The following is a 23,402-nucleotide window of genomic DNA, read 5'->3' as shown; positions in this document are numbered from 1 at the left end:
CGGGGGGACCCCCGCCCCTGCCGGATGAGGAAACGGACCGTCTCATGTACAGCCAGACGAAGGCGTATCTGGCAGAAGCCGGCTATGGCCGTTATGAGATATCCAACTACGCCCGGCCGGGTTTTTCCTGCCGCCACAATCTCTCCTACTGGAAACGGACCGACTACGCGGGCTTCGGGCTGGGGGCGGCTTCCCTTCGGCAGAATGTGCGCTGGAACAATACATCGGATATGAAGGAATACCTGTCCGGTTCTGCAGCTGAAGGGTTTGCCACACCTGTGAAGCAGGCGGTTCAGACGCTGTCCGCAGAGGAGCAGATGGAAGAATTCATGTTTTTGGGCCTGCGGATTACCGAAGGTATTTCCCTCCGACGGTTCCGTGAGGCCTTTGGCAGGACTGTGGAGGAGGTTTACGCAGGACCGGTGGAAAAGCTCACGCACGAAGGGCTGCTGGAACGGTATTCCCAGGAAAAAAACGGTGTGCACGAAGAATTTTTAAAGCTGACTGATTATGGAATTGACGTCAGCAACTATGCGCTTTCCGAATTTTTATTCTGAAAGACTCCTGAAAGGTTTTGAAAAGTACTGGCACTATAAGCTTTGGCGCCACATAGAATAGTATTAAATTGACTATGGGGGCTCCTGTTGAAAACCTTTCTGAAACCACTGTCGAAAGAGGAGGAAAGCGCGTGTCTGGAAGCGCTGCAGGGGAGTGACGGCGTAAAAGCCAGGGAAGCCAAGCAGATACTGATTGAGCGAAATCTGCGGCTGGTAGCCCATATCGCAAAAAAGTATCAGAACGTAGATGAGGATATGGAGGATTTGATATCCATTGGAACCATAGGCCTCATCAAAGCGGTGGAATCCTTTGATTCATCCAAAAACAGCAAGCTGGCCACCTATGCGGCCAGATGCATAGATAACGAGCTGCTGATGATGCTCAGAAGCAAAAAAAAGACATCCCGCGAGGTTTCGCTTTATGATCCGATAGGCACCGACCGGGAGGGAAATGAAATCAGCCTGCTGGATGTTACGCCGCAGGAGCAGCCTGACATCGTGGATCAGATGGAGCTGGAGAGAAGTCTCGGCAAGCTTTCCGGCCTGATTGATACCCTGTTAACGGAACGGGAAAAGGAAATCATCTGTCTGCGCTACGGACTGTACGGCGGCGAGGAGGTCACTCAGCGGGAAATCGGCAAAAAGCTGGATATTTCCAGAAGCTATGTGTCCCGGATTGAAAAAAGGGCTCTGAACAAGCTGCGTGAGGGCTTCGAAAAAATGGAGGTCCACTACCTGTAACGAAGCACAAAAGAATATTGCAATTTGCAGTTCCTTCGTATCGTGATTTCTTATTCTGAAAAGAAATTGCAAATTGCAATCTTGTATTTTCTTATTTATAATTTCTTTATTTATTCTTATTATCTTAATCTTTTTATCGATCAACTATCTGTTGCCTTTTTCAAGGCCATTCATCTGATTTGCAGGAGAAAAAAATGTACAGTACAGTTTATACAGGCGGGCTGCATGGTATGGAGAGCTATCTGGCCCGGGTGGAAGTGGACGCTTCCAGGGGATTGCCGGGCTTTGAAATGGTGGGCCTCTTGGGGAGCGAAGTCAAGGAGGCCAGGGAGCGAATCCGTGTGGCCTTAAAAAATGCGGAGGCGGCGCTGCCTCCTGTGCGTATTACAGTGAATATCTCTCCGGCCAGCCTCCACAAGGAGGGCACCTCCTACGATTTGCCTGTGGCGGTGGGAATACTGGTTTCCACGGGCATGATCCCCCAGGATTACGTAAAGGACTCCATGATAGCGGGAGAACTGGGCCTGAGCGGGGAAATCAAACCGGTGAGGGGGATTCTTCCCATGGCGCTGGAAGCGAAGAAGCAGGGCTTAAAGCGGTGTATCGTCCCTTTGGAAAACCTTGCGGAAGCACAGCTGGTGGAAGGAATAAAAATTCTGGGGGCCGGCTGTCTCATACAGCTGATAGAGCTTCTGCAGTGCCGTGACGGTGTCCCGGAAAACCTGTTGTATAAAGATATCATGTATATGGAAAAAACAGAAAAAAATACAGACGCAGACAGCATGTCAGGCAATGTGGCAGCCAATATGGAAAGAATGGCGGACCTGGCTGAAATATTGCCGGATTTTGCGGATGTTTCCGGGCAGGAGGGCGCTAAACGGGCGGCTGTGGTAGCCGCCGCGGGCTTTCATCATTTACTCATGATCGGCCCTCCCGGCTCTGGTAAAACCATGCTGGCCCGCTGCATCCCGTCCATTCTGCCGCCTCTGTCGACCCAGGAACGGCTGGAGGTGACGAAGGTGCGCAGTGTGGCGGGACTGATGGAAGAAGGGGCAGGGCTTTTTAAAAACAGGCCTTTTATCAGTCCGCATCATACTGTTACCTCTCGGGCCCTCACCGGAGGCGGTCAGGTGCCCAGGCCGGGGCTGATCAGTCTTGCACACAGAGGCGTCCTGTTTCTGGACGAGCTGACAGAGTTTAAAAGAGCCACGCTGGATTTGCTGCGGCAGCCCATGGAGGAACGCCGGGTACAGATTGCCAGAAACAGCGGTACATATGTATATCCTTCGGATTTCATGCTTGTGGCTGCCATGAATCCCTGCCCCTGCGGCTACTATCCTGACAGAAACCGGTGCCGCTGTACGCCCGGTGAGGTTCAGCGGTATCTGAACCGTGTGTCCGGTCCGATTCTTGACAGAATGGATATTTTTACAGAGGTATCACGGATAGATTTTGCGGGACTGGCAGGCGAAAATGCCGGTACGGGAGCAGACAGCCGGAGCCTGAGAATGCAGGTGATGGAAGCCAGAGCCAGGCAGGAGGCTCGCTATGCAGGAACCGGGCTGCGTTTTAATTCCCAGCTGGGACCAGGGGAAATCAGGAAATACTGCCGTCTGGGCCTGGCGCAGCAGCAATATATGGAACAGCTATTTCATGCACTTCAGTTAAGCGCCAGAGCATATCACAGGATTATCCGCCTGGCGCGTACGCTGGCAGATTTGGACGGAAAAGATACTATCGAACAGGTTCATTTGAGTGAGGCGGCCTGTTACCGGATGGCCGATGGAAAATACTGGAGGAAAAAAGGGTGACGGAAAGGGAATTTTCTTACTGGCTATGTAATATAGAAGGAATAGGCAGAGTGACAGCGGGCCGGCTGCTTAAGAGGGCCGGCAGCGCACAGGCCGTGTATGAAATGAAAGAACAGGAGCTGGCCGGGCTTCTGTCTGCGGCCCAGCTGAAAAGCTTTCAGCGCGCCAGAAAAGAGAAAAATGTGAAACAGGAATATCAGATGCTTCTTAAACGGGGAATCCGTTTTCTCCCTGTTTCTGATCCGGAGTATCCTGCAAGGCTTAAGGAAATTCCGGATGCCCCTCAGGGTATTTACGTTCGGGGCGGGCTTCCGGAAGAGGGGACGCCGAGCGTGGCAGTGATAGGCGCCAGGATGTGTTCCGAATATGGTAAACAGTCGGCCAGATATTTTGCCTCCGCGCTGGCTGCAGCGGGTGTCCAGGTGGTAAGCGGCCTGGCAAGGGGGATTGACGGCATCAGCCAGGAAGCAGCGCTTGACTGCGGTGGAAGGACCTATGCGGTACTTGGCTGCGGCGTGGATGTATGTTATCCTGCGGAGAACGGCAGACTGTTTGACCGGATACCTGCGCGGGGCGGAATTGTGTCCGAATATCCGCCGGGAACCCTCCCCCAGGCAAGACTGTTCCCGCCCAGAAACCGTATCATCAGCGGCCTGTCCGACCTGATCCTCGTGGTGGAGGCCAGAGAAAAAAGCGGTACGCTGATTACGGTGGATATGGCTCTGGAACAGGGCAGGGAGGTATTTGCAATTCCCGGGCGGGTAACGGATGCCCTGAGCAGCGGCTGCAATACGCTTATCAGGCAGGGAGCCGGTGTCGCAATCAGCCCGTCGGCACTTCTGGAAGAACTGGGCCAAAATTGCCGGCCGCGGCAGATGGAAATCCCTTCGGGAAAACGGATGGTATCGAATTATCCAAGGGAGAGGAATTCCCAGGAAAACCGTCCCATGAAAGAGAAGAGCCTGAAGCAGCGGGTGGCCGCCTGCCTTGATTTCACCCCCCAGACACCGGGGCAGCTCTATGAAAAAATGCGTAAAAGCGGCTGTATCATTCCTCTTCCCATCCTTATGCAGCAGCTGCTGGAGCTGCATATGGAAGGAGCGGCGGGACAGGAGGGAGGCTATTTTTTCAGGAATGGTAAAAATTAATATTTTCGAAAAGAAAACCTGATATTTTTATAAAATTCCTTGCCACGGCAGAAAATATGGTGTATAGTGATTCACGATTGCTGGCTGTTTTGATTACGGCAAGGAATCGACGGAGTAAGGTTTGTGAACCGGTACTGCGTGCCGTCTGGCACGGAAGGTATGAGGTGCGCGGCGCGAATGCGTCCGGCGCAAAAGAGAAGGAGATAATAAGTCTGTATGGCAAAATATCTTGTAATAGTAGAATCACCTGCAAAGGTAAAGACGAACAAGAAATTCCTCGGCCCCAACTACGAAGTGGCGGCCAGCAACGGACATGTCCGGGACCTGCCCAAGAGCCGTATGGGAATTGATATTGAAAACGATTACGAACCGAAATACATTACCATACGCGGTAAAGGAGATATCCTTGCCAATCTGCGTAAGGAAGTGAAAAAAGCGGAAAAAATATATCTCGCAACGGACCCCGACCGTGAGGGTGAGGCGATTTCCTGGCATCTGACCAAGGCGCTGAACCTGGAAAAAACGGGTAAAAAGGTATACCGCATCACCTTTAATGAAATTACGAAAAATGCGGTTAAGGAATCGCTGAAGCATCCCAGGGAAATCGATATGTCGCTGGTGGATGCCCAGCAGGCCAGGCGGGAGCTGGATCGTATGGTGGGTTACCGGATTTCCCCCCTGCTGTGGGCAAAGGTTAAAAGGGGCTTAAGCGCCGGACGTGTCCAGTCTGTTGCCCTGCGTATGATCTGCGACCGAGAGGATGAAATCAACGCGTTTATCCCGGAGGAATACTGGACGCTGGACGCTTCCTTTAAAATACCGGGGGAAAGAAAGCTGCTGACGGCAAAGTATTACGGAACCACCAGCCAGAAGCAGAACCTCACCTGCCAGGAGGATGTGGATAAGGTCAAAAAGGATCTGGACGGCGCGTTTTATCAGGTGACGGATGTGAAGAAAGGCGAGCGGGTAAAGAAAGCGCCTCTGCCCTTTACTACCTCCACGCTGCAGCAGGAAGCCAGCAAGGTGCTGAATTTTTCCACACAGAAGACCATGCGTCTGGCACAGCAGCTGTATGAAGGAATTGATATTAAAGGCAATGGCACGGTAGGTATCATTACTTATCTGCGTACCGATTCCACCCGTGTATCTGAAGAAGCGGAGCATCAGGCTGCGCTGTACATTGACAAGAACTATGGCCCGGAATATACCGGGGCCAAGACACAGGAAAAGAAGAGCGGTCAGAAAATACAGGATGCCCATGAAGCAATCCGTCCCACAGATATTTCAAGGACGCCCATGGAACTGAAGGAATCACTTTCCAGAGATCAGTTCAGGCTGTATCAGCTTATCTGGAAGCGTTTTGTGGCAAGCCGGATGACTCCTGCCGTTTATGAAACAACATCTGTGAAAATCGATGCGGCGGAACATCGTTTTACGGTGGCGGCCAGCAAGCTGAAATTCGACGGCTTTATGAGCGTATACACCCAGGAGGAGGATGAGAAGGCAGAAGGGAACACCCTGGTAAAAGGGATTGACAAGGACACCCGTCTCACCTTTGACAGCTTCCAGGAGGCCCAGCACTTTACGCAGCCTCCGGCGCACTATACGGAAGCTTCTCTGGTAAGGGCGCTGGAGGAGCAGGGGATCGGACGTCCCAGCACCTATGCCCCCACCATTACCACCATTCTTGCAAGAAGATATGTGGTTAAGGAGAATAAGAATCTGTATGTTTCTGAGCTGGGCGAAGTGGTCAACAGCATGATGAAGGAGGCTTTCCCCACGATTGTGGATGTGAGCTTCACTGCTAATATGGAAGCCCTGCTGGACGGCGTGGAAGAAGGAAATGTTAACTGGAAGATTGTGGTATCCAATTTCTATCCTGATCTGAACGAAGCTGTGGAACAGGCTGAAAAGCAGCTGGAGCAGGTGCAGATTGCGGATGAAGAATCCGATGAAGAATGCGAGCTTTGCGGCAGGCGCATGGTCATCAAATATGGTCCCCACGGTCGTTTCCTGGCCTGTCCCGGATTCCCGGAATGCCGCAATACCAAACCCTATTTTGAAAAGGTCGGCGTTCCCTGTCCGAAATGCGGTAAGGACATTGTACTCAAAAAGACAAAAAAAGGCCGGAAGTATTACGGCTGCATCGGAAATCCGGAATGTGATTTCATGGTATGGCAGAAGCCGTCCAAAGAAAAATGCCCGCAGTGCGGTTCACTGATGCTGGAAAAAGGAAATAAGCTTGTTTGTTATAATGAAGATTGCGGCTATATAATGGAAAAGAAATCAGAAGATTAAAGACTGCTCAATTTGGCTGTAAGTACTTGTGTTGTCCGGAACTGGCGGGGTGACAAAATCCGTTGCGTCTGGCAGGGGTCTGTGCTACAATAGTGTCATAAGTTTGGGCATTCTGCCGGAGGAAAACTAACATGAGTAGCGTTCAACTGCTGGACAGAACACGTAAAATAGGAAAGTTGCTTCATAACAACAATTCCAGTAAAGTGGTTTTTAACGATATATGCAAGGTAATGCGTGAGATACTGGTTTCTAACGTGCTGGTGATCAGCAGGAAAGGGAAGATACTTGGAGTGGCTACTTCAGACCGTAATGAGGTCATTGCGGAGCTGCTGAAGAACGAGGTGGGCAGTTTCATCGATCCCCTGCTGAACGAAAGGCTCCTTTCCGTGCTGTCAACCAAAGAAAATGTTAATCTTGCTACTTTAGGTTTTGAAAATCAGGTTTTTATGAAGTTTGCAGCCGTGGTTTCACCGATTGAGATTGCCGGAGAACGGCTTGGGACACTTTTCCTTTACCGGCATGGCGATATGTATGATATTGATGATATTATCCTCTGCGAATACGGTACCACCGTCGTAGGCCTGGAAATGCTCAGGTCGGTCAGTGAAGAAAGCGCTGAGGAAAGCCGTAAGATAGCGGTGGTTAAGTCGGCCATCGGAACGCTGTCCTATTCTGAAACCCAGGCGATAGTCCATATATTTCAGGAGCTTAACGGGATGGAGGGCGTTCTGGTCGCCAGTAAGATAGCGGACAGAGCTGGAATCACCCGTTCGGTAATTGTCAATGCCCTGCGCAAGTTTGAAAGCGCCGGCATCATAGAGTCCCGCTCCTCAGGAATGAAGGGAACCTATATTAAAGTCAGGAATGATGTAGTATTTGAAGAGGTCAGGAAAATGGAAGAGAATATGAAATCATAAGCTGCGTAAGCTTTACAGCAGTACAGTTACATGGGCAGCTGCGAAATGCCTGACTGAGATGGTATTTTTTTGTAATCCCCCTTGCGCAGGGGGATTTTTTATGTTATAATCCAAACGTTGTGACCAAAAATCACGCGTGCTGATTTCCAGGCCGGTGCTTCTTTAACGCGGAAGTGGCTGGAAAATGGGAAGAAAGCTTTCCATTGAGATGCATGCGGAAGAATTCAACCAAACGGAGGTAAGAAACATGAGCGTTATTTCTATGAAGCAGTTGCTGGAAGCAGGTGTTCATTTTGGACATCAGACAAGAAGATGGAACCCTAAAATGGCTCCTTATATCTTCACCGAGAGAAATGGTATCCATATCATTGATCTTCAGAAGTCCGTAGGAAAGATTGACGAAGCTTACAATGCAGTTTCCGAAATCGCAGCACAGGGCGGCACCATCCTTTTTGTTGGTACCAAGAAGCAGGCTCAGGATGCTGTTAAGGCTGAGGCAGAACGCTGCGGAATGTATTATGTAAATGAAAGATGGCTGGGCGGTATGCTTACCAACTTCAAGACCATCAGAAGCAGAATCGAAAGACTGAAACAGATCGAGACTATGGCCGAGGACGGAACTTTTGACGTTCTTCCCAAGAAGGAAGTTATCCAGATTAAGAAAGAATGGGAAAAGCTGGAAAAGAACCTGGGCGGCATTAAGAATATGACAAGAATTCCGGATGCTATCTTTGTCGTAGATCCCAAGAAAGAAAGAATCTGCGTACAGGAAGCTCACATTCTGGGAATTACCCTGATCGGTATCGGCGATACCAACTGTGATCCGGAAGAACTGGATTTCATCATCCCTGGTAATGATGACGCTATCAGAGCAGTTAAATTAATCACATCCAAGATGGCAGACGCTGTTATCGAAGCAAATCAGGGCGAGGCAGTTTATGATGAAGCTGCCCTGGCTACCGAAGCAACCGATATTGAAGAAGTGGCAGTTGAAGCAGAGACGGCAGCTGAATAATTTTAACTTGTAAGAGTGAAAGCAAAGCATTTCATGGAGGATAATACAATGGCTATCACGGCAGCAATGGTAAAAGAATTAAGAGAGCTTTCCGGAGCAGGTATGATGGACTGCAAGAAAGCATTAAATGAAACAAACGGCGATATGGAAGCGGCTATGGAGTTCCTTAGAAAGAACGGACAGGCCAAAGCAGAGAAGAAAGCAGGCAGAATCGCAGCAGAAGGTCTTTGCCGTATTGCAGTAAAGAATGATACAACAGCAGCAGTTGTTGAAGTTAACTCTGAGACAGACTTCGTTGCCAAGAACGAGAACTTCCAGGAATTCGTTGCAGCGGTTGCACAGCAGGCAGTAGATTCTGACGCTGCTGACATGGATGCATTCATGGCTGAGCCCTGGAATGTTGACACAAGCAAAACTGTAAAAGAAGCGCTGGTTGAGAAGATCGCTACTATTGGCGAGAACCTGAACATCAGAAGATTTGAGAAGGTTACCGCAGAGCATGGCTGTGTTGTATCCTATACACACGGCGGCGGAAGAATCGGCGTTATCGTAGAAGCTGATACTGATGTGGTGAATGATGCGGTAAAAGAGTGCCTGTCTAACGTAGCTATGCAGGTTGCTGCTCTTTCTCCCAAGTATGTGGCTACCACAGACGTTCCGGAGGATTACAAAGAGCATGAGAAGGAAATCCTGATGGCTCAGGCTCAGAACGATCCCAAGAATGCAAACAAGCCTGCTAACATTATTGAGAAAATGATCACCGGCCGTCTTGCAAAGGAACTGAAGGAAGTATGTCTGCTTGAGCAGGCTTATGTAAAGGACGGAGATTTGACCGTTGCCAAATATATTGAGCAGGTTGCCAAAGAAAACGGCGCTAAGCTTTCTGTAAAGAAATTCGTTCGTTTTGAAACTGGCGAAGGTCTTGAAAAGAAAGTTGACGATTTCGCAGCAGAGGTTGCAGCTCAGGCTGGTATGTAATCCGTACCTCTTTATTCCCGCGAGCAACGAGCCAGGTAGCCATGCTTGCATGGATATCTGGCGACTGCCGCGAGGGGTGCTATGTGCCAGTGGCACATGTTTTGCACCGACCGAAGCGGAGCGTAGACCAAATACCCCGCTGCTCTGCAGCGCTGCAAGTTTGGTACCCCGTTGCTTGCAGCGGGGTCTTTGATTTCCGGAACTGGAAAATGTGCTGAAAGCATGAATTAATAAAAAGACATCATCACTTGCAGGGAAATGCGTGATGATGTCTTTTTTTGCCGAATACTGGTAAGGACACGAATATTGGTAAGGACAGTAATGGCGGGTGTATTAGGGAGCAATGGCATGGGAGCAACAACATAAGAATTATGGCTGGAATTTGGGCAGGGACTCCTGTATAATATTTGCAGATGTATATTTTTATTCTTAATACAGACTGAATGCAGGAGAGGACAAAAGTATGGAAAAACTGTGGAAGGAAGAACAGAAGGATGGTTTCCGTCTGATTCGCAATGAAGGGGGAAAGTGCCTGGGACTGTCCGATGGGAGCCGGGTGAAGCTAATCACTGTAGACGGCCTGGCTTTTAAAGATTTCCTGGGAACCGGAGAGCTGGCTCCTTATGAGGACTGGCGTCTTGATGCCCGGGAAAGAGCCGAGGATTTGGCGGCAAGGCTTCCCATTGAGGATATTGCAGGCCTGATGCTGTACAGCGCGCATCAGAGAATCCCGGCAGACGGTATGAATGGGCCGTTTTCCGCCACTTACGGAGGGAAGAGCTTTGAGGAAAGCCAGGCGGAGCCATGGGAATTAACAGATCAGCAGAAGAAATTCCTGACAGAGGACAAGGTGCGGCATGTGCTGATTACGGAATTAAAGGACACCGAAACCGCTGTGAAATGGAATAACAGGCTGCAGGCGCTGGCAGAAAATACGGGCTTTGGGATTCCTGCCAATAACAGTTCAGATCCCAGGCATGGGGCGGACTCCGGCGCAGAATATAAGGGAATCACAGGAGAGCCGATTTCCAAATGGGCCAATGGCATCGGCCTGACCGCCTCCTTTAATCCGCAGGAGGTATTGGAATTTGGTAAAATAGCTTCCAGAGAATATCGTGCGCTTGGAATTGCCACTGCTCTGTCGCCTCAGATAGATCTGTCCACTGAGCCTCGCTGGATGCGCTTTGCTGATACCTTTGGGGAGCATACCAGGCTGGCTGTAGAAATGACGAAGGCTTACTGTGACGGTTTTCAGACTACGGAAGGAAGCGCTGACGGCTGGGGAGAAGAGAGCGTTAATACCATGGTAAAGCATTTCCCCGGAGGAGGTCCCTGCGAGGGCGGCCGTGACGCGCATTATGCGTATGGGAAATATGCGGTTTATCCGGGTGGAAATTTCGAAGAGCATCTGCGGCCCTTTTCTGAGGGAGCTTTTGCACTGGAAGGCGGAACACAGAGCGCCAGTGCGGTAATGCCTTATTATACAATTTCTTACGGACAGGATAAGGAAAACGGAGAAAATGTTGGAAATTCCTTCAGCCGTTATCTGATTGGAAATCTGCTCCGGGAACAGCTGGGATATGACGGTGTCGTCTGTACAGACTGGGGAATTACCCATAATACCGGAAAAACCGAAGAAGAATTCGCCGGAAAATGCTGGGGCGTGGAAGAGCTTACGATAGAGGAGAGGCACTTGAAGGCGCTGGAGGCGGGTGTGGATCAGTTCGGCGGCAACAATGATATCAAGCCTGTCCTTGAAGCATATCGTATGGGCTGTGAAAAATATGGTGAAGAAGCCATGCGGAAACGTTTCGAACGTTCGGCAGTGAGGCTGCTGAAAAATATTTTCCGTACCGGACTGTTTGAAAATCCCTACCTGGAGCTGCAGAAATCTCTGGATACAGTGGGAAATCCGGAATTTGTCAAGAAGGGCTTTGATTCCCAGCTGCATTCCGTTGTGCTTCTGAAAAACAGGAACCAGGCGCTGCCGCTGAAAGAAAAAGTAAAGGTATATATTCCTGACAGGCATATCCGGCCTTACAGAAATTTTATAAGTATTCTTACTGATGACAGCGTGGTTACTCCTTCCGGGAAGAAGGCGGCCGCGAAATGGTTTGAAGTGGTGGAAACCGCAGAAGAAGCGGATGCTGCCATCTGCTTCATTGAATCTCCGATTTCTGTGGGATACAGTCCTGAAGATCGGGCTGCCGGCGGAAACGGCTATCTTCCGGTTACATTGCAGTACAGGCCTTACACGGCAAAAAAGGCGAGAGAAGAAAGCCTGGCCGGAGGAGATCCGCTGGAGGATTTCACCAACCGTTCCTATTTTGGGAAAACAAATACGGCGGCGAACGAAGAAGATTTGGATCTGGTAATCCGTACGAAGGAACAGATGAAGGGAAAACCCGTTATAGTTTCCGTAACTGTTAAAAATCCGTTGGTATTTCGTGAACTGGAGCCTTATGCGGATGCCATTCTGGTAGAATTCGGGGTATCACCGGATGCGGTGCTGGAGGTGATTACGGGAAAATATGAGCCTATGGGCCTCCTTCCTTTGCAGATGCCTGCAGATATGGATACTGTGGAGGAACAGGATGAGGATCGCGCCTTTGATATGCGCGTATACATCGACTCAGAGGGCCATGCCTATGATTTTGCTTATGGCATGAACTATTCAGGAGTTATTTCGGACGAAAGAACGAAAGAATACGGCAGGAAGTAAAGCTACAGGAGACAATCAAAGACCCCGCTGCAAGCAACGGGGTATCAAACTTGCAGCGCTGCAGAGCAGCGGGGTATTTGACCCTCGCGGCAGTCGCCAAATATCCATGCAAGCATGGCTACTTGGCTCGTTGCTCGCGGGAATAAAAAAGGGCAGCTGCCCGGCACACTTTGAACAGAAAGAGCGCCGGGGGAGGCTGCCTTTTTTATTGTCCGTCGGACTGCTTTTGGGGTAATGGCGTATGTTGCTTTAAGAGACGGGCATACTCTGCGGTCTGGCCGATAAAGGCGTCCACATCCAGCGCATCATTCCGAAGCGTTTTGTGGATGAACAGGCCGTCCGAGAGGAGAAGAATCAGCCAGGAAAGATACTGTGCATCTGCATTTTCCGTACGTTCCGCGATTTTCCCTGCAATCAGCTCTGCAAACTCCCGGTAGCGGGTGAGGAGCTTTAAGCGGATTTCCTCATTGCCGAGCATGGCATCATAAAAGAAATGGAGACGCATATTCACTGTGGAAACATCCCTTTCCAGCACATATTTTACCAGCCGGTTCAGAGAGGTGTCTTTGGAGGCATCCTCCGTCCAGCGTACGAGATCATTCCATTGCTCATCAAGATATTTATCCGTAATATCGAACAGGATTTCGTTTTTGCTTTTATAGTGGTAATAGAGGGTTCCCTTGGAAATGCCGGCAGTATGGGCGATTTCGGAAAGGGAGATATCGGAAAGCTTCCTGGTTTCCAGAAGCTTTTCCGCCGCATCCAATATTAATTCTTTCACATTGTCTTTTCTTGGTGCTGCCATAATAAATATACCTGCTTTCCTGAATGAATAAAACATAAAGGACTGCGTTTGCTGTCCGTATTTAAAAATCAGTATAGCTGATATTGTGTAAAATGTCTATAAAATATAATAGGAATCAAGTAAAAATATTAAAACTATACATATTTATTTGACTTTTTCCCATCACTCTGCTATGCTGTAATCATAGAGTCGGTCATGTGGACGACTTGAGGAGGCGTATATGGGGATTGATAAAATTAACAAAAGGCTGCACGATGCCTATGGGGGACAGGTGCGGGCGGAGGATAAAGGGGATTACATTGTGGTTACCGGACGCCTGAAGGAATGGAAAGACATTGTGGCAGCCTGTGGTATGTGCGTGCAGAAGGGGAAGAAGAACCGGAAAAAGCATGTGGTAAATGATATTGTTTTCGAAGGCGGCAGCAATCCCGGGATGCGTATGCCGGGCCTGAGGGATTCTTCATTAGAGGGCGCCGCGCCTGACGTCCTGATTATTGGAGGCGGCATCTCCGGAGCCAGTATAGCAAGGGAACTGTCCCGCTGGCAGCTGGATATCCTGCTGGTGGAAAAAGAGGCCGATCTGGCGGTACAGTCCTCGGGACGGAATGACGGCGAGGTACATCCAGGTGTGGATTTGAGGAAAGGCAGCCTGAAGCAGGAATATGTGCTGAAGGGAAACCGAATGTACGATCAGATTTGTGAGGAGCTGGACGTTCCTTTCCGCAGGTGCGGGCAGTATGTGGGCTTTACGCAGTGGCGCTATCTGCCGGTCATTTTTCTGTATGTACTGGAAAAGAAGTACCGGTGCAAAGTGAAAGACACCAGGCTGGTGGGAAGGAAAGCATTCCGCAGGGCGGAGCCGGAGCTGAATCCTGATTTTAAGTTTGCCATATACAATCCCGGCGCCGGCTGCGTCTGTCCTTACGGACTGACCATCGCCTATGGGGAGAATGCAGTGGAAAACGGCGCCAGGATTTCACTGAATACCGCGGTTTCAGACATGGAGGTGAAGGAGGGCATCATCCAGTGCGTCCATACGAACCGAGGGAGCATTTATCCTTCCCTGGTGATAAATGCAGCGGGAACCTTTGCGGAGGATGTGGCAAAGATGGCTCAGGATCGTTTTTATTCCATCCATCCCAGAAGAGGGACGAATTCCATCCTGGATAAGAAGGCAGGCCATCTTGTCCGTTCCATTTCTTCCGTGAGAACGATGAAAAAGACGACGGGCCATACCAAGGGCGGCGGAATGCTGCATACGGTGGATGATAATGTGCTGGTGGGGCCGGATGCTGTGGAAACCTGGGAAAAAGAAAATTTTGCTACGGAGCACGCTTCCATTGACCGGGTATTTGCCAAACAGAAGGGTACTTCGCCGGGATTGACGCAAAGGGATATTATTACCTATTTTACCGGGGTAAGGGCGGCTACTTTTGAAGAAGATTTTATTATCGAGATGGGACGCAGGACGAAGAATCTGATTCACTGCGCAGGAATCCAATCGCCGGGGCTGACCACAGCGCCGGCCGTGGCTATAGATGTGGCCGCCATGGCGGTGAAAGCCCTATCCTGCCAGAAAGAGATAAAGCCCAATACCGGCTTCCGGCCGAATAGAAAAGGGATTCCCAGGCTGCGGGAGCTGCCGGAGGAAGAGCGTGACAGGCTCATCAGGGAAAATCCGGATTACGGCGTTATCATTTGCAGATGTGAGGAAATCAGTAAGGGGGAAATACTGGATGCCCTGAATTCACCGCTTCCCGTATGTACAGTGGACGGTATTAAGAAAAGGCTGCGTCCGGGCATGGGACGCTGTCAGGGAGGCTTCTGCATGCCGCTTGTGGCGCAAATTATCAGCGAACATGAGGGAATCCCGCTCTCCCGGGTGAAGAAATCAGGAACGGAAGCTGTAATCAGCTATGGGCCTACGAAAGGATAGCCGTGCAGGCGCAGAAAGGAGCCATAGATTTGGAAGAATATGATGTTTGTGTGATAGGGGGCGGTCCGGCGGGGCTGGCGGCTGCAATTGCCGCAGATAAGGAAGGGGCCCGGGTGCTGCTGATTGAACGGGAGGAACGGCTGGGGGGAATTCTGAAGCAGTGTATCCATGACGGCTTCGGCCTGGTGCGGTTCGGGGAAATGCTCACCGGGCCTGAATATGCGGAACGCTTTATAGAAGAGTTTGAGCGGCGGGAAATCGCCTGCCGGATTCAGGCTTTTGTGACTCAGATACATAAGGAAGAACAGGGCTTTGCCATCAGTGTGGTGGACCGGACGGGAGTGAACGGTATACGCGCCCGTGCGGTAGTGCTGGCAACCGGCTGCAGGGAACGGACGGCCAGGCAGGTTTTCATCCATGGAACCAGGCCTGCGGGGATTTTTACAGCGGGATGCGCCCAGCATTTCGTCAATCTTCTGGGCGAAATGGTGACGAAACGCTGCGTGATCCTGGGAAGCGGCGACATAGGCCTGATCATGGCACGCAGGCTGACACTGGAGGGGGCAAAGGTGCTGGGAGTCTATGAAGTGAAGCCGGAGCCTTCCGGGCTGACTAGAAATATCCGACAGTGTCTGGAGGATTATCAGATTCCGCTGTTCCTTTCCCATACGGTAACGAGAGTTTTTGGCCAGGAACGGCTGGAGGCCGTGGAAATCGCCCGTGTGGACGATAAAATGAAGCCCATTGCAGGAACGGCAAAAAGGATAAGCTGCGATGCCCTCATCCTTTCCGTCGGCCTGATCCCGGAAAATGAAATCGCAGAACAGCTGGGAGTGACCATGGACGCGGCGGCCAAAGGCCCGATATGCGACGATTCCCTGATGACTGATGTGGAAGGAGTGTTTACCTGTGGGAATGCCATGCATGTAAATGATCTGGTTGACTATGTGTCCGAAAGCGGCGAGCGGGCGGGAAAAAACGCGGCCCATTATACCCGCCGCCAAAGAGAATACATAACGCTGGAAACGGATCCTTCCCTGCTTTACCTGGTGCCTCAGAGGGTGGAAGCGGCATCAGGGCAGCCTGTTGTGCTGTATTTCAGAAGCAGCCGAAGCCTGGACAGGGCGGTATTGGAAATTCATGACGGAGAACATATTCTTTTCCAAAAGGAGTATGAGGATTTGAAACCGCCGGAAATGGAAAGGATGACTCTGGATTTTAAAAAACTGGGTAGAACAGCGGGATCCCGCCTGTTATTTACCCTGAGAGGAGGCGGCGGATGAAAGAGCTTACCTGTATTGTCTGTCCCAACGGCTGCCGGCTTATGGTAGAGGAAGCGGAAGGCGGGTTTAGGGTCACAGGGAACCGGTGCAAAAGAGGGGAAGAATTTGCGGTCAGGGAGATGACGGCTCCCACAAGAAGCGTATGCTCCACCGTGCGGACTATTTATCCCAAGGTGCCGGTGATCCCGGTAAGGACAGAGTCACAGATACCCAGGGAAATGATATTCCGGGTGATGGAGGAAATTAATAAGGCGCTGATAACCGGGCCTGTGGGAAGAGGAGAAACGGTGATACCTGATGTATGCGGCCTGGGTGTGGATGTGATAGCCACCAGCAATATTTTGAAATGGAAAGGGGTAACATGAGCAAACCATATAAAGAATTTGAACCGGCCTGGGTGAAAGAACCGGCGCCAAAGGACAGCTACCGTTCTGTTTTCCGGTGGGGAGATCCTGATTTTGTGAAATATCCCAAGGAATCCCTGTACAAAATGATGAAGGAAAAGTTCGGAATGACGGACGAAGATTTTAAAGCGTATGACGGGGATATCGGCATGGACCGGGTGGAGCTGAATGCGCCGTGCCGTCTGGCACCGGAGCATATCCGGGCGTTTAAGGACATTGTTGGGGCGGATTTTGTGACCACGGACGATTACCCCCGCCTGGCGGTGGCTTATGGGAAAACCGGATATGACGCGCTGCGGCTGCGCCAGAAACGCATTGACTGCCTGCCGGATGTGGTGGTGTATCCGGATACCACGGAGCAGATAGAAAAAATTGTGGCTTACTGTACGGCGCACAAAATACCGCTCTATGTTTACGGCGGCGGCAGCAGCGTAACCAGAGGCGTGGAACCGGTGAAGGGCGGCGTTTCCCTGGATATGAGGCTGCGGTACAATAAGGTGCTTTCCTTTAATGAAACGGATCAGACCATCACCGTACAGACCGGGATGTCAGGGCCGAAGCTGGAGGAAACCCTGAACCGGGCGCCGGAGCTGTTCGGGGCGAAAAGAGCCTATACCTGCGGCCATTTTCCCCAGTCCTTTGAATACAGCAGCGTAGGCGGCTGGGTGGTTACCAGAGGCGCCGGACAGAATAGCACCTATTACGGCTGCATTACGGATATTGTCATGAGCCAGAAATATGCCACGCCGGTGGGAACCATTCAGACAAGCGGTTATCCCAGGGAGGCCACCGGACCCAATCTGAACCAGATTATGATGGGCGGCGAAGGCACCTTCGGCGTACTGACGGAGGTGACACTGAAGGTATTCCGCTATATGCCGGAAAACAGGAAGCGTTTTTCCTTTATTTTCCATGACTGGGAAACGGGGATGGCGGCGGCCAGGGAAATGATGCAGTGTGAAGCCGGTTTTTCCTCCGTGTTCCGTCTTTCCGATCCGGAGGAAACCAATCTGATGCTGCGGCTCTACAACGTGGATGAAACACCGCTGCAGAAGCTGTTCGATTTAAGGGGCTACAAGGATATGGAGCGCTGCCTTTTCCTGGGCTTTACGGACGGGGAAAAGGGATTTTCCAGGAACGTGGCAAAAAATATAAAACGAATCGCCAGGCAGTTCGGCGGCATGAGCTTAACCTCCTATGTGACAAAAAGCTGGGAGCACGGACGTTTTACCGATCCCTATCTCAGGGATACCATGCTGGATTTCGGCGTGATGACGGATACGCTGGAGTGCACTGTCAACTGGTCCAACATGGCTAAAGTACACAGGGAGGTACGTGAGGTCTGTCATAAGCTGCCCAATACCATCGTCACAACCCATATGTCCCATTGCTATCCCCAGGGGGCAAACCTGTATTTCATTTTTATTACCAGGATGGATGATGCGGAAAAATTCAGGGCTTACCACAGTACGATTCTGGACGCCATCCAGAAATCCGGCGCTGCCATGAGCCATCACCACGGCATCGGCAAGATGTTCGCACCCTGGCTGGAAGGACAGCTGGGAAGGACGGAATATGGGGTATTGTGTGCACTGAAAAATTATTTTGATCCGGACTACTGTATGAACCCGGGAGGAACGCTGGGCTTTGATGTCCCTGAGGAGGAAAAGCGTTTCCTGAAGGAGTGATGCAGGCGGAAAAGGGATGGAAAGCGGCGGGGGATTATGGAAGGAAAGCAATTCACGCAAGAGAAGCAAGAGAAAAAGGAACGGATTGTACTGGTTTTTGATGTGGGGACACAGAGCACCAGGGCACTGCTTATCAATAACAGAGGCTCTATCCTGGCAAAGGCGCAGAAAAAGCATGAGCCGCCTTATGTTTCGCCGGATACGGACTATGCGGAGCAGGATGCGCAGTTTTATTACGGCAAGCTCTGTGAGGCAGCCCTGACACTGAAGGAAAAAGAGCCGGATCGATGGGCGCGTGTGGAGGCGGTTTCCCTGACGGCCATACGTAGCACCTGTGTCTGTGTGGATCGGGAAGGGACGCCCATCCGCCCGGCCTTTGTGTGGCTGGACAACAGGAAGGCGGAAGGGACGCCGCGCTTTTCCCAGCTCTCCAGAATCATGCTGAAGGCTGTGGGAATGGAGCAGACGGCCAATATGCAGTACCGGAAGGCCCAGTGCAACTGGATGCGGGAAAAAGAACCGGAGAACTGGGAAAAGACCTATAAATATCTGATGATAAGCGGCTATCTGATTTTCCGCCTGACGGGGAAAATGGTCGATTCCGCAGCCAGTATGGTGGGCAGGGTTCCCTTTGACCACCGGACGAGAACCTGGCAGAAAAAAAGTGATCTCACCAGGCCCGTCTTTCCCATTGAACCGGAAAAACTCTGTGAGATCGTGGAGCCGGGAGAGATACTGGGACGTGTATCGGCAAAGGCAGCTGCGGATACGGGGCTGCCGGAGGGGCTGCCTCTCATTGCCTCAGGTTCAGATAAGGCCTGTGAGATCCTGGGATTAGGCTGCATTACGAAAGAAAAGGCGGCGATCAGCTTCGGAACTACGGCCACGGTAACCTTTACCACCGATGCCTATGTGGAGCCGGAACGTTTTATTCCGCCCTATGCGTCGGTGATGAGGGGACATTTTACGCCGGAGATAGAAATTTTCAGGGGCTACTGGCTGGTTTCCTGGTTCAAGCGGGAATTTGCCGCCAAGGAAATCGAAACGGCGCAGACTTTGGGAATTTCCGCGGAGGAGCTGCTGAACCGGCGGCTGAAGGAAGTGCCGGCGGGATGTGAGGGACTGATTTTTCAGCCCTATTTTACGCCGAATACCACCATGCCGGTGGCAAAAGGGGCTGTGATCGGATTTTCCGATGTGCATACCAGGATACATATTTACAGGGCCATTATTGAAGGGATTAATTTTGCGCTTATGGACGGGCTGAAGCTTCTGGAGAAGCAGTCAGGACATAAATTCCTTGAAATCTATGTGGGCGGCGGCGGTGCCCAGAGCGATGAAATCTGCCAGATTACGGCAGACATGTTCGGACTTCCCGTTATCCGCACACAGACCTTTGAGGTTTCCGGGATCGGAAGCGCTATTGCGGCCTTTGTGGGTATGGGAGAGTTTACAGACTATGAAGAAGCGGTGGGCAGCATGGTTTTCAAAAAAGATTTCTTTTCCCCGGATATGCAGCAGCATCAGATATACAATACGCTGTATGAAGAAATTTTCCGAAATATTTACGGACGCCTGTCTCCGCTGTACCAGCGTCTGAACGATATTTATAAATAAGTTACTGTTCACTCCGTGACCAGTAACTGCATAAATCCATTAAAAATTGCCTGCGGCAATGGGATTTATGCACTCTTGAATCACTTTCTTACGTACTGTGCAGTAAATGCACAGTACTGTGTGAACAGTAACATAAATAACACAATTTGGCACAAAAGCTCTGAAAATGCTGGACATAAACGGCATGGCAAAGGTATAATAGAAACGGAAAAACAAATACTAACAGAACAGACAGGCCCTGCAGCTATCACAGGTTTGCAGGGCTCTTTTCAGGAGGAGCGTACGGTGAAGCATTATGGTGTTTTTGATATGATTGGTCCGGTGATGGTGGGGCCGTCCAGCAGCCATACGGCGGGTGCGGCCAGACTGGGCCTGCTTGCCAGGCATCTTTGCGGGGAGGATATAAAAAAGGCCCGCTTTTACATGCATGGTTCGTTTGCGGAGACCTATAAGGGGCACGGAACCGACAAGGCGCTTCTGGCGGGGATTCAGGGAATCCGGTACGATGATGAACGGCTGAAGCAGGCCTATGAGCTGGCGGCGGAAAAGGGGATTGAAGCGGAGTTTATTCCCGCGGATCTGGGAGATGTGCATCCGAATACCGTGCACATGGAGCTTATCACCCAAAGCGGCAGGCTTTTTACCATGACAGGAAGCAGTATCGGCGGCGGCAGCGTCTGCATTACAGAAATCGATGGCGTGACGGTGCAGTTTTCAGGGGAAAGACCGATTCTGGCCACCAAGCATACGGACGAGCCGGGGGTGATTGCGGGAATTACCGCGATTCTGTATGCCTATCGGATCAATATAGGAAATATGCAGGTGAACCGTACTGATGACGGCCGGACCGCATGTATGTATATGGAACTGGACGGGGAGCTTCCGGAGCATTTGAAAAATGCGCTGGAGAGGGTATATGGAGTGAAACAGGTACTGCTGCTCAATCCGGGGGATGTGGGCTGACGCCCGGCAGTGGCTGTGAAGGAACCGGACAGTTACGAAGAAAGAAAGGAGCTGTGCAGGTGTCCCGGGAAATGGGATGCCGGGAGGACAGCGGGCAGGGAAGATTATGTTTATACTGGATACGGAAAATCTGATCAATACATTAAAGGAAAACAATCAGACGCTGTGGGAATATGCACTGAATCAGGAGATGGAACGCAGCGGCAGGACAAGGGAAGAGCTCAGGGAACAGATGGACCAGTCGCTTTCTGTGATGGAGCGCTCCGCGCAGAAAGCGAGGAGGGAACCGGTGCGTTCCGTAAGCGGGCTGACCGGCGGTAATGCCTGCCTTTATGAGCAGTACCGTCAGGAAGGGAAAAGCCTTTTGGGAGAGGTGGCATCGCTGGCAGTGGGCATGGCTCTTTCCTGTTCGGAAATCAATGCTTCCATGCAGTGCATTGTGGCCTGCCCTACAGCCGGCTCCTGCGGTATCGTGCCTGCGGCTGTTCTGGCATGTGCGCAGAGCAGGGGACTGGATCGGGAATGTATGGTAAATGCTTTATTTACGGCTTCTGCCATAGGGATTATCATAGGCAGCCGGGCTACGGTTTCCGGAGCGGAAGGCGGGTGCCAGGCGGAATGCGGAGCGGCTGCGGCCATGGGGGCGGCGGCTGTTACGGAAATGCTGGGCGGCTCACCGGAGGCGGCATTCCATGCTGCGGCCATGGCTCTGAAAAATGTACTGGGACTTACCTGTGATCCGGTGGCCGGGCTTGTGGAAATCCCCTGTATTAAGAGGAATGCCTCCGGAGCCATGAATGCCCTGCTTTCTGCGGATCTGGCGCTGGCGGGAGTGAAGAGCTATATTCCCTTTGACGAGGTGGTGGACGCCATGTATGCCATAGGGAAGGCGATGCCCCAGTCAGTGAGGGAAACGGCCAAAGGCGGACTGGCGGTTACGCCTACGGGAATGCGGCTGAGACACGGTAACAACAAAGGAGAAGAAAAATGACGGTAAAGACGAATTTATTTCCCGGCGGGGTAAGACGCGCACTGACTATGAGCTATGATGACGGACAGCTTTTTGATGTCCGTCTGGCGGCTCTTTTTGACAAATACCATATCAGGGGAACCTTTCATCTTAACAGCGGCAATATCGGTAAGGAACGTTATGTAAAGGAATCGGTGCTGGCACAGCTGTACCGCAACCATGAGGTTTCCGTACATACGGTGACCCATCCTTATCTTACGCAGATCCCCGATACGGGTGTGCTTACGGAAATACTGGAGGATAAGAAAATGCTGGAGGCGGCCTGCGGCTATCCGGTACGCGGCATGTCTTACCCCTTCGGCGCATATTCGGAGCATGTAATCGAGCTGGCCCGCAGCTGCGGCATGGAATACAGCCGGACGGTGGAGGCCACAGGCCGGTTTGATCTTCCTGAGGATTTTATGAAATGGCATCCGACAGCCCATCATAACGGGGATTTGAAGGGACTCTGGAAGCAGTTTAAGGAACGGGATTTTGATCAGATGCTGCTTTTTTATGTCTGGGGCCACAGCTTTGAATTTGATGGTGCGGACAACTGGGAGGTAATGGAAGAATTCTGTAAAATGGCGGCGGATCAGGAGGACGTATGGTATGCCACGAACATCCAGATCAAGGATTATGTGACAGCAGCCAGAAGCCTGGTTTTCAGTACGGACATGCACATGGTATACAACCCGTCCGCTCTTGACGTCTGGATCAGTGTAGACGGTGAGCCCGTCTGCATCCGTGCCGGGAAGCTGTGGAAAAGATAGATGCTGTCCGGACTGACCGTAATTTATCAGAGATTTTACCATAGAATGGCAGATTAGGCTTTACTGATAAGCGGAATAGTGGTAAAACTGTATTTGTGCGGCAAAGCAGCAGGACACGCCGATGTGTCTGCCTGGTTCGTTGCCCGCGGAAATCAACAGGAAAGTGAAAAAACATGGACAGCAATTTTCAGATTATCAGTGACGGCTCCTGCGATCTGCCTCCGGAGCTGGCAGAAAAAAAACACATTCGGGTGGTGCCTTTTTACGTGTCCTTCGATAATAAGAATTATCAGAAGGAAATTGAAGAGATTGGAATCCGGGAGTTTTATCAGAAGATGGTGGATAACCCGGGCGTTTATCCCAAATCCTCCCTCCCCTCCATCCAGGATTATTATGATGCCTTTGAAACGTACGCCAGGGAGAAGGTTCCGGTTTTCTGTATCTGCATCACCACAAAATTCAGCGGCTCCATGCAGTCGGCTCTGTCCGCAAAGGAGCTGATTCTGGAAGATTATCCTGAGGCGGTAATTACGGTGATGGATGCGACGGTGAATACGGTGCTTCAGGGGCTTCTGGTTCTTGAGGCGGCGGCCATGCAGGAGAGCGGGGCAGGGTATGAGGAAACGATTGCCAGGATCAAAGAAATCAGAAGCTCCGGCAGAATCTTTTTTACGGTAGGAAATATGGAATACCTGAAGGCCGGCGGAAGAATCGGCAAGGTGGCAGGCGCGGCAGGC

General features: G+C 51.1%; 18 protein-coding genes and 1 pseudogene. 18 read left to right on the top strand and 1 reads right to left on the bottom strand.

The annotated features are described in order from the left end of the window. The 9 genes and pseudogenes from HMPREF1548_RS28870 to HMPREF1548_RS09985 form a co-directional block, all read left to right on the top strand. Positions 1–557: pseudogene (locus tag HMPREF1548_RS28870) on the top strand (coproporphyrinogen III oxidase); the annotation flags it as partial. Positions 558–644: 87 nt separating this feature from the next. Next, positions 645–1,298 (top strand): RNA polymerase sporulation sigma factor SigK, encoded by a 654-nt coding sequence (gene sigK / locus HMPREF1548_RS10020; RefSeq protein WP_021635919.1) that lies wholly within the window; start codon positions 645–647, stop codon positions 1,296–1,298. A 194-nt stretch (positions 1,299–1,492) separates the two neighbouring features. Next, entirely contained in the window at positions 1,493–3,109 is a 1,617-nt protein-coding gene (locus HMPREF1548_RS10015; protein WP_021635918.1) for a YifB family Mg chelatase-like AAA ATPase, read from the top strand. After that, on the top strand, positions 3,106–4,257 hold the full coding sequence (gene dprA / locus HMPREF1548_RS10010; protein WP_021635917.1) for a DNA-processing protein DprA: 1,152 nt from the start codon (positions 3,106–3,108) through the stop codon (positions 4,255–4,257). The genes HMPREF1548_RS10015 and dprA overlap by 4 nt, the downstream gene beginning before the upstream one ends. 216 nt (positions 4,258–4,473) lie before the next feature. Then, the gene (gene topA, locus HMPREF1548_RS10005) at positions 4,474–6,555 is read left to right on the top strand and encodes a type I DNA topoisomerase (protein WP_021635915.1); all 2,082 of its coding nucleotides are present in this window, start codon (positions 4,474–4,476) and stop codon (positions 6,553–6,555) included. 131 nt (positions 6,556–6,686) lie between these two features. Further along, positions 6,687–7,472 carry a GTP-sensing pleiotropic transcriptional regulator CodY gene (codY, locus tag HMPREF1548_RS10000; protein WP_021635914.1) on the top strand — a complete coding sequence of 262 codons (786 nt, stop codon included), beginning with the start codon at positions 6,687–6,689 and terminating at the stop codon, positions 7,470–7,472. A gap of 247 nt (positions 7,473–7,719) precedes the next feature. Beyond that, on the top strand, positions 7,720–8,487 hold the full coding sequence (gene rpsB, locus HMPREF1548_RS09995) for a 30S ribosomal protein S2 (RefSeq protein ID WP_025489728.1): 768 nt from the start codon (positions 7,720–7,722) through the stop codon (positions 8,485–8,487). A gap of 48 nt (positions 8,488–8,535) precedes the next feature. Further along, positions 8,536–9,465 (top strand): translation elongation factor Ts, encoded by a 930-nt coding sequence (gene tsf / locus HMPREF1548_RS09990; RefSeq protein WP_035321667.1) that lies wholly within the window; start codon positions 8,536–8,538, stop codon positions 9,463–9,465. Between the two features lie 463 nt (positions 9,466–9,928). Further along, positions 9,929–12,187 (top strand): glycoside hydrolase family 3 protein, encoded by a 2,259-nt coding sequence (locus HMPREF1548_RS09985; RefSeq protein ID WP_021635911.1) that lies wholly within the window; start codon positions 9,929–9,931, stop codon positions 12,185–12,187. Between the two features lie 205 nt (positions 12,188–12,392). Here HMPREF1548_RS09985 and HMPREF1548_RS09980 read toward each other — a convergent pair whose 3' ends face one another. Further along, positions 12,393–12,992: a TetR/AcrR family transcriptional regulator gene (locus tag HMPREF1548_RS09980; RefSeq protein ID WP_051358361.1), complete on the bottom strand. Its 600-nt coding sequence runs from the start codon at positions 12,990–12,992 to the stop codon at positions 12,393–12,395. Positions 12,993–13,212: 220 nt separating this feature from the next. Between HMPREF1548_RS09980 and HMPREF1548_RS09975 the strand changes: the two genes are divergently transcribed. The 9 genes from HMPREF1548_RS09975 to HMPREF1548_RS09935 all read left to right on the top strand — a co-directional run. After that, positions 13,213–14,928 (top strand): NAD(P)/FAD-dependent oxidoreductase, encoded by a 1,716-nt coding sequence (locus tag HMPREF1548_RS09975; RefSeq protein WP_021635909.1) that lies wholly within the window; start codon positions 13,213–13,215, stop codon positions 14,926–14,928. A gap of 29 nt (positions 14,929–14,957) precedes the next feature. Continuing rightward, positions 14,958–16,211: an NAD(P)/FAD-dependent oxidoreductase gene (locus HMPREF1548_RS09970; protein WP_035321730.1), complete on the top strand. Its 1,254-nt coding sequence runs from the start codon at positions 14,958–14,960 to the stop codon at positions 16,209–16,211. After that, the gene (locus HMPREF1548_RS09965) at positions 16,208–16,576 is read left to right on the top strand and encodes a DUF1667 domain-containing protein (RefSeq protein WP_021635907.1); all 369 of its coding nucleotides are present in this window, start codon (positions 16,208–16,210) and stop codon (positions 16,574–16,576) included. The genes HMPREF1548_RS09970 and HMPREF1548_RS09965 overlap by 4 nt, the downstream gene beginning before the upstream one ends. Continuing rightward, positions 16,573–18,303, top strand: a complete 1,731-nt coding sequence (locus HMPREF1548_RS09960; RefSeq protein WP_021635906.1) for an FAD-binding oxidoreductase — start codon at positions 16,573–16,575, stop codon at positions 18,301–18,303. The genes HMPREF1548_RS09965 and HMPREF1548_RS09960 overlap by 4 nt, the downstream gene beginning before the upstream one ends. Before the next feature lie 36 nt (positions 18,304–18,339). After that, positions 18,340–19,920: an FGGY-family carbohydrate kinase gene (locus HMPREF1548_RS09955; protein ID WP_021635905.1), complete on the top strand. Its 1,581-nt coding sequence runs from the start codon at positions 18,340–18,342 to the stop codon at positions 19,918–19,920. 285 nt (positions 19,921–20,205) lie between these two features. Continuing rightward, positions 20,206–20,883, top strand: coding sequence for an L-serine ammonia-lyase, iron-sulfur-dependent subunit beta (gene sdaAB, locus HMPREF1548_RS09950; RefSeq protein ID WP_025489736.1), 678 nt, complete (start codon positions 20,206–20,208; stop codon positions 20,881–20,883). Between the two features lie 106 nt (positions 20,884–20,989). Beyond that, positions 20,990–21,874 (top strand): L-serine ammonia-lyase, iron-sulfur-dependent, subunit alpha, encoded by an 885-nt coding sequence (gene sdaAA, locus HMPREF1548_RS09945; protein WP_035321724.1) that lies wholly within the window; start codon positions 20,990–20,992, stop codon positions 21,872–21,874. Beyond that, positions 21,871–22,665, top strand: a complete 795-nt coding sequence (locus HMPREF1548_RS09940) for a polysaccharide deacetylase family protein (RefSeq protein WP_021635902.1) — start codon at positions 21,871–21,873, stop codon at positions 22,663–22,665. The genes sdaAA and HMPREF1548_RS09940 overlap by 4 nt, the downstream gene beginning before the upstream one ends. 173 nt (positions 22,666–22,838) lie before the next feature. Next, positions 22,839–23,402 (top strand): DegV family protein (locus HMPREF1548_RS09935; RefSeq protein WP_021635901.1); only part of this gene is annotated, 564 nt, incomplete at its 3' end.

Origin of the sequence: Clostridium sp. KLE 1755, from assembly GCF_000466465.2 — a bacterium.
GTDB classification, from domain to species: Bacteria; Bacillota; Clostridia; order Lachnospirales; family Lachnospiraceae; genus Eisenbergiella; species Eisenbergiella porci.
The sequence above is the reverse complement of the archived record's forward strand: the minus strand, read 5'-3'. Positions and strand labels throughout refer to the sequence as shown.

Coding starts and splice junctions, on each gene's coding strand:
- HMPREF1548_RS10015 (WP_021635918.1), top strand. CDS start 1,493: ATGTACAGTACAGTTTATACAGGCGGGCTGCATGGTATGGAGAGCTAT.
- topA (WP_021635915.1), top strand. CDS start 4,474: ATGGCAAAATATCTTGTAATAGTAGAATCACCTGCAAAGGTAAAGACG.
- codY (WP_021635914.1), top strand. CDS start 6,687: ATGAGTAGCGTTCAACTGCTGGACAGAACACGTAAAATAGGAAAGTTG.
- rpsB (WP_025489728.1), top strand. CDS start 7,720: ATGAGCGTTATTTCTATGAAGCAGTTGCTGGAAGCAGGTGTTCATTTT.
- tsf (WP_035321667.1), top strand. CDS start 8,536: ATGGCTATCACGGCAGCAATGGTAAAAGAATTAAGAGAGCTTTCCGGA.
- HMPREF1548_RS09985 (WP_021635911.1), top strand. CDS start 9,929: ATGGAAAAACTGTGGAAGGAAGAACAGAAGGATGGTTTCCGTCTGATT.
- HMPREF1548_RS09980 (WP_051358361.1), bottom strand. CDS start 12,992: ATGGCAGCACCAAGAAAAGACAATGTGAAAGAATTAATATTGGATGCG.
- HMPREF1548_RS09975 (WP_021635909.1), top strand. CDS start 13,213: ATGGGGATTGATAAAATTAACAAAAGGCTGCACGATGCCTATGGGGGA.
- HMPREF1548_RS09965 (WP_021635907.1), top strand. CDS start 16,208: ATGAAAGAGCTTACCTGTATTGTCTGTCCCAACGGCTGCCGGCTTATG.
- HMPREF1548_RS09960 (WP_021635906.1), top strand. CDS start 16,573: ATGAGCAAACCATATAAAGAATTTGAACCGGCCTGGGTGAAAGAACCG.
- HMPREF1548_RS09955 (WP_021635905.1), top strand. CDS start 18,340: ATGGAAGGAAAGCAATTCACGCAAGAGAAGCAAGAGAAAAAGGAACGG.
- sdaAA (WP_035321724.1), top strand. CDS start 20,990: ATGTTTATACTGGATACGGAAAATCTGATCAATACATTAAAGGAAAAC.
- HMPREF1548_RS09940 (WP_021635902.1), top strand. CDS start 21,871: ATGACGGTAAAGACGAATTTATTTCCCGGCGGGGTAAGACGCGCACTG.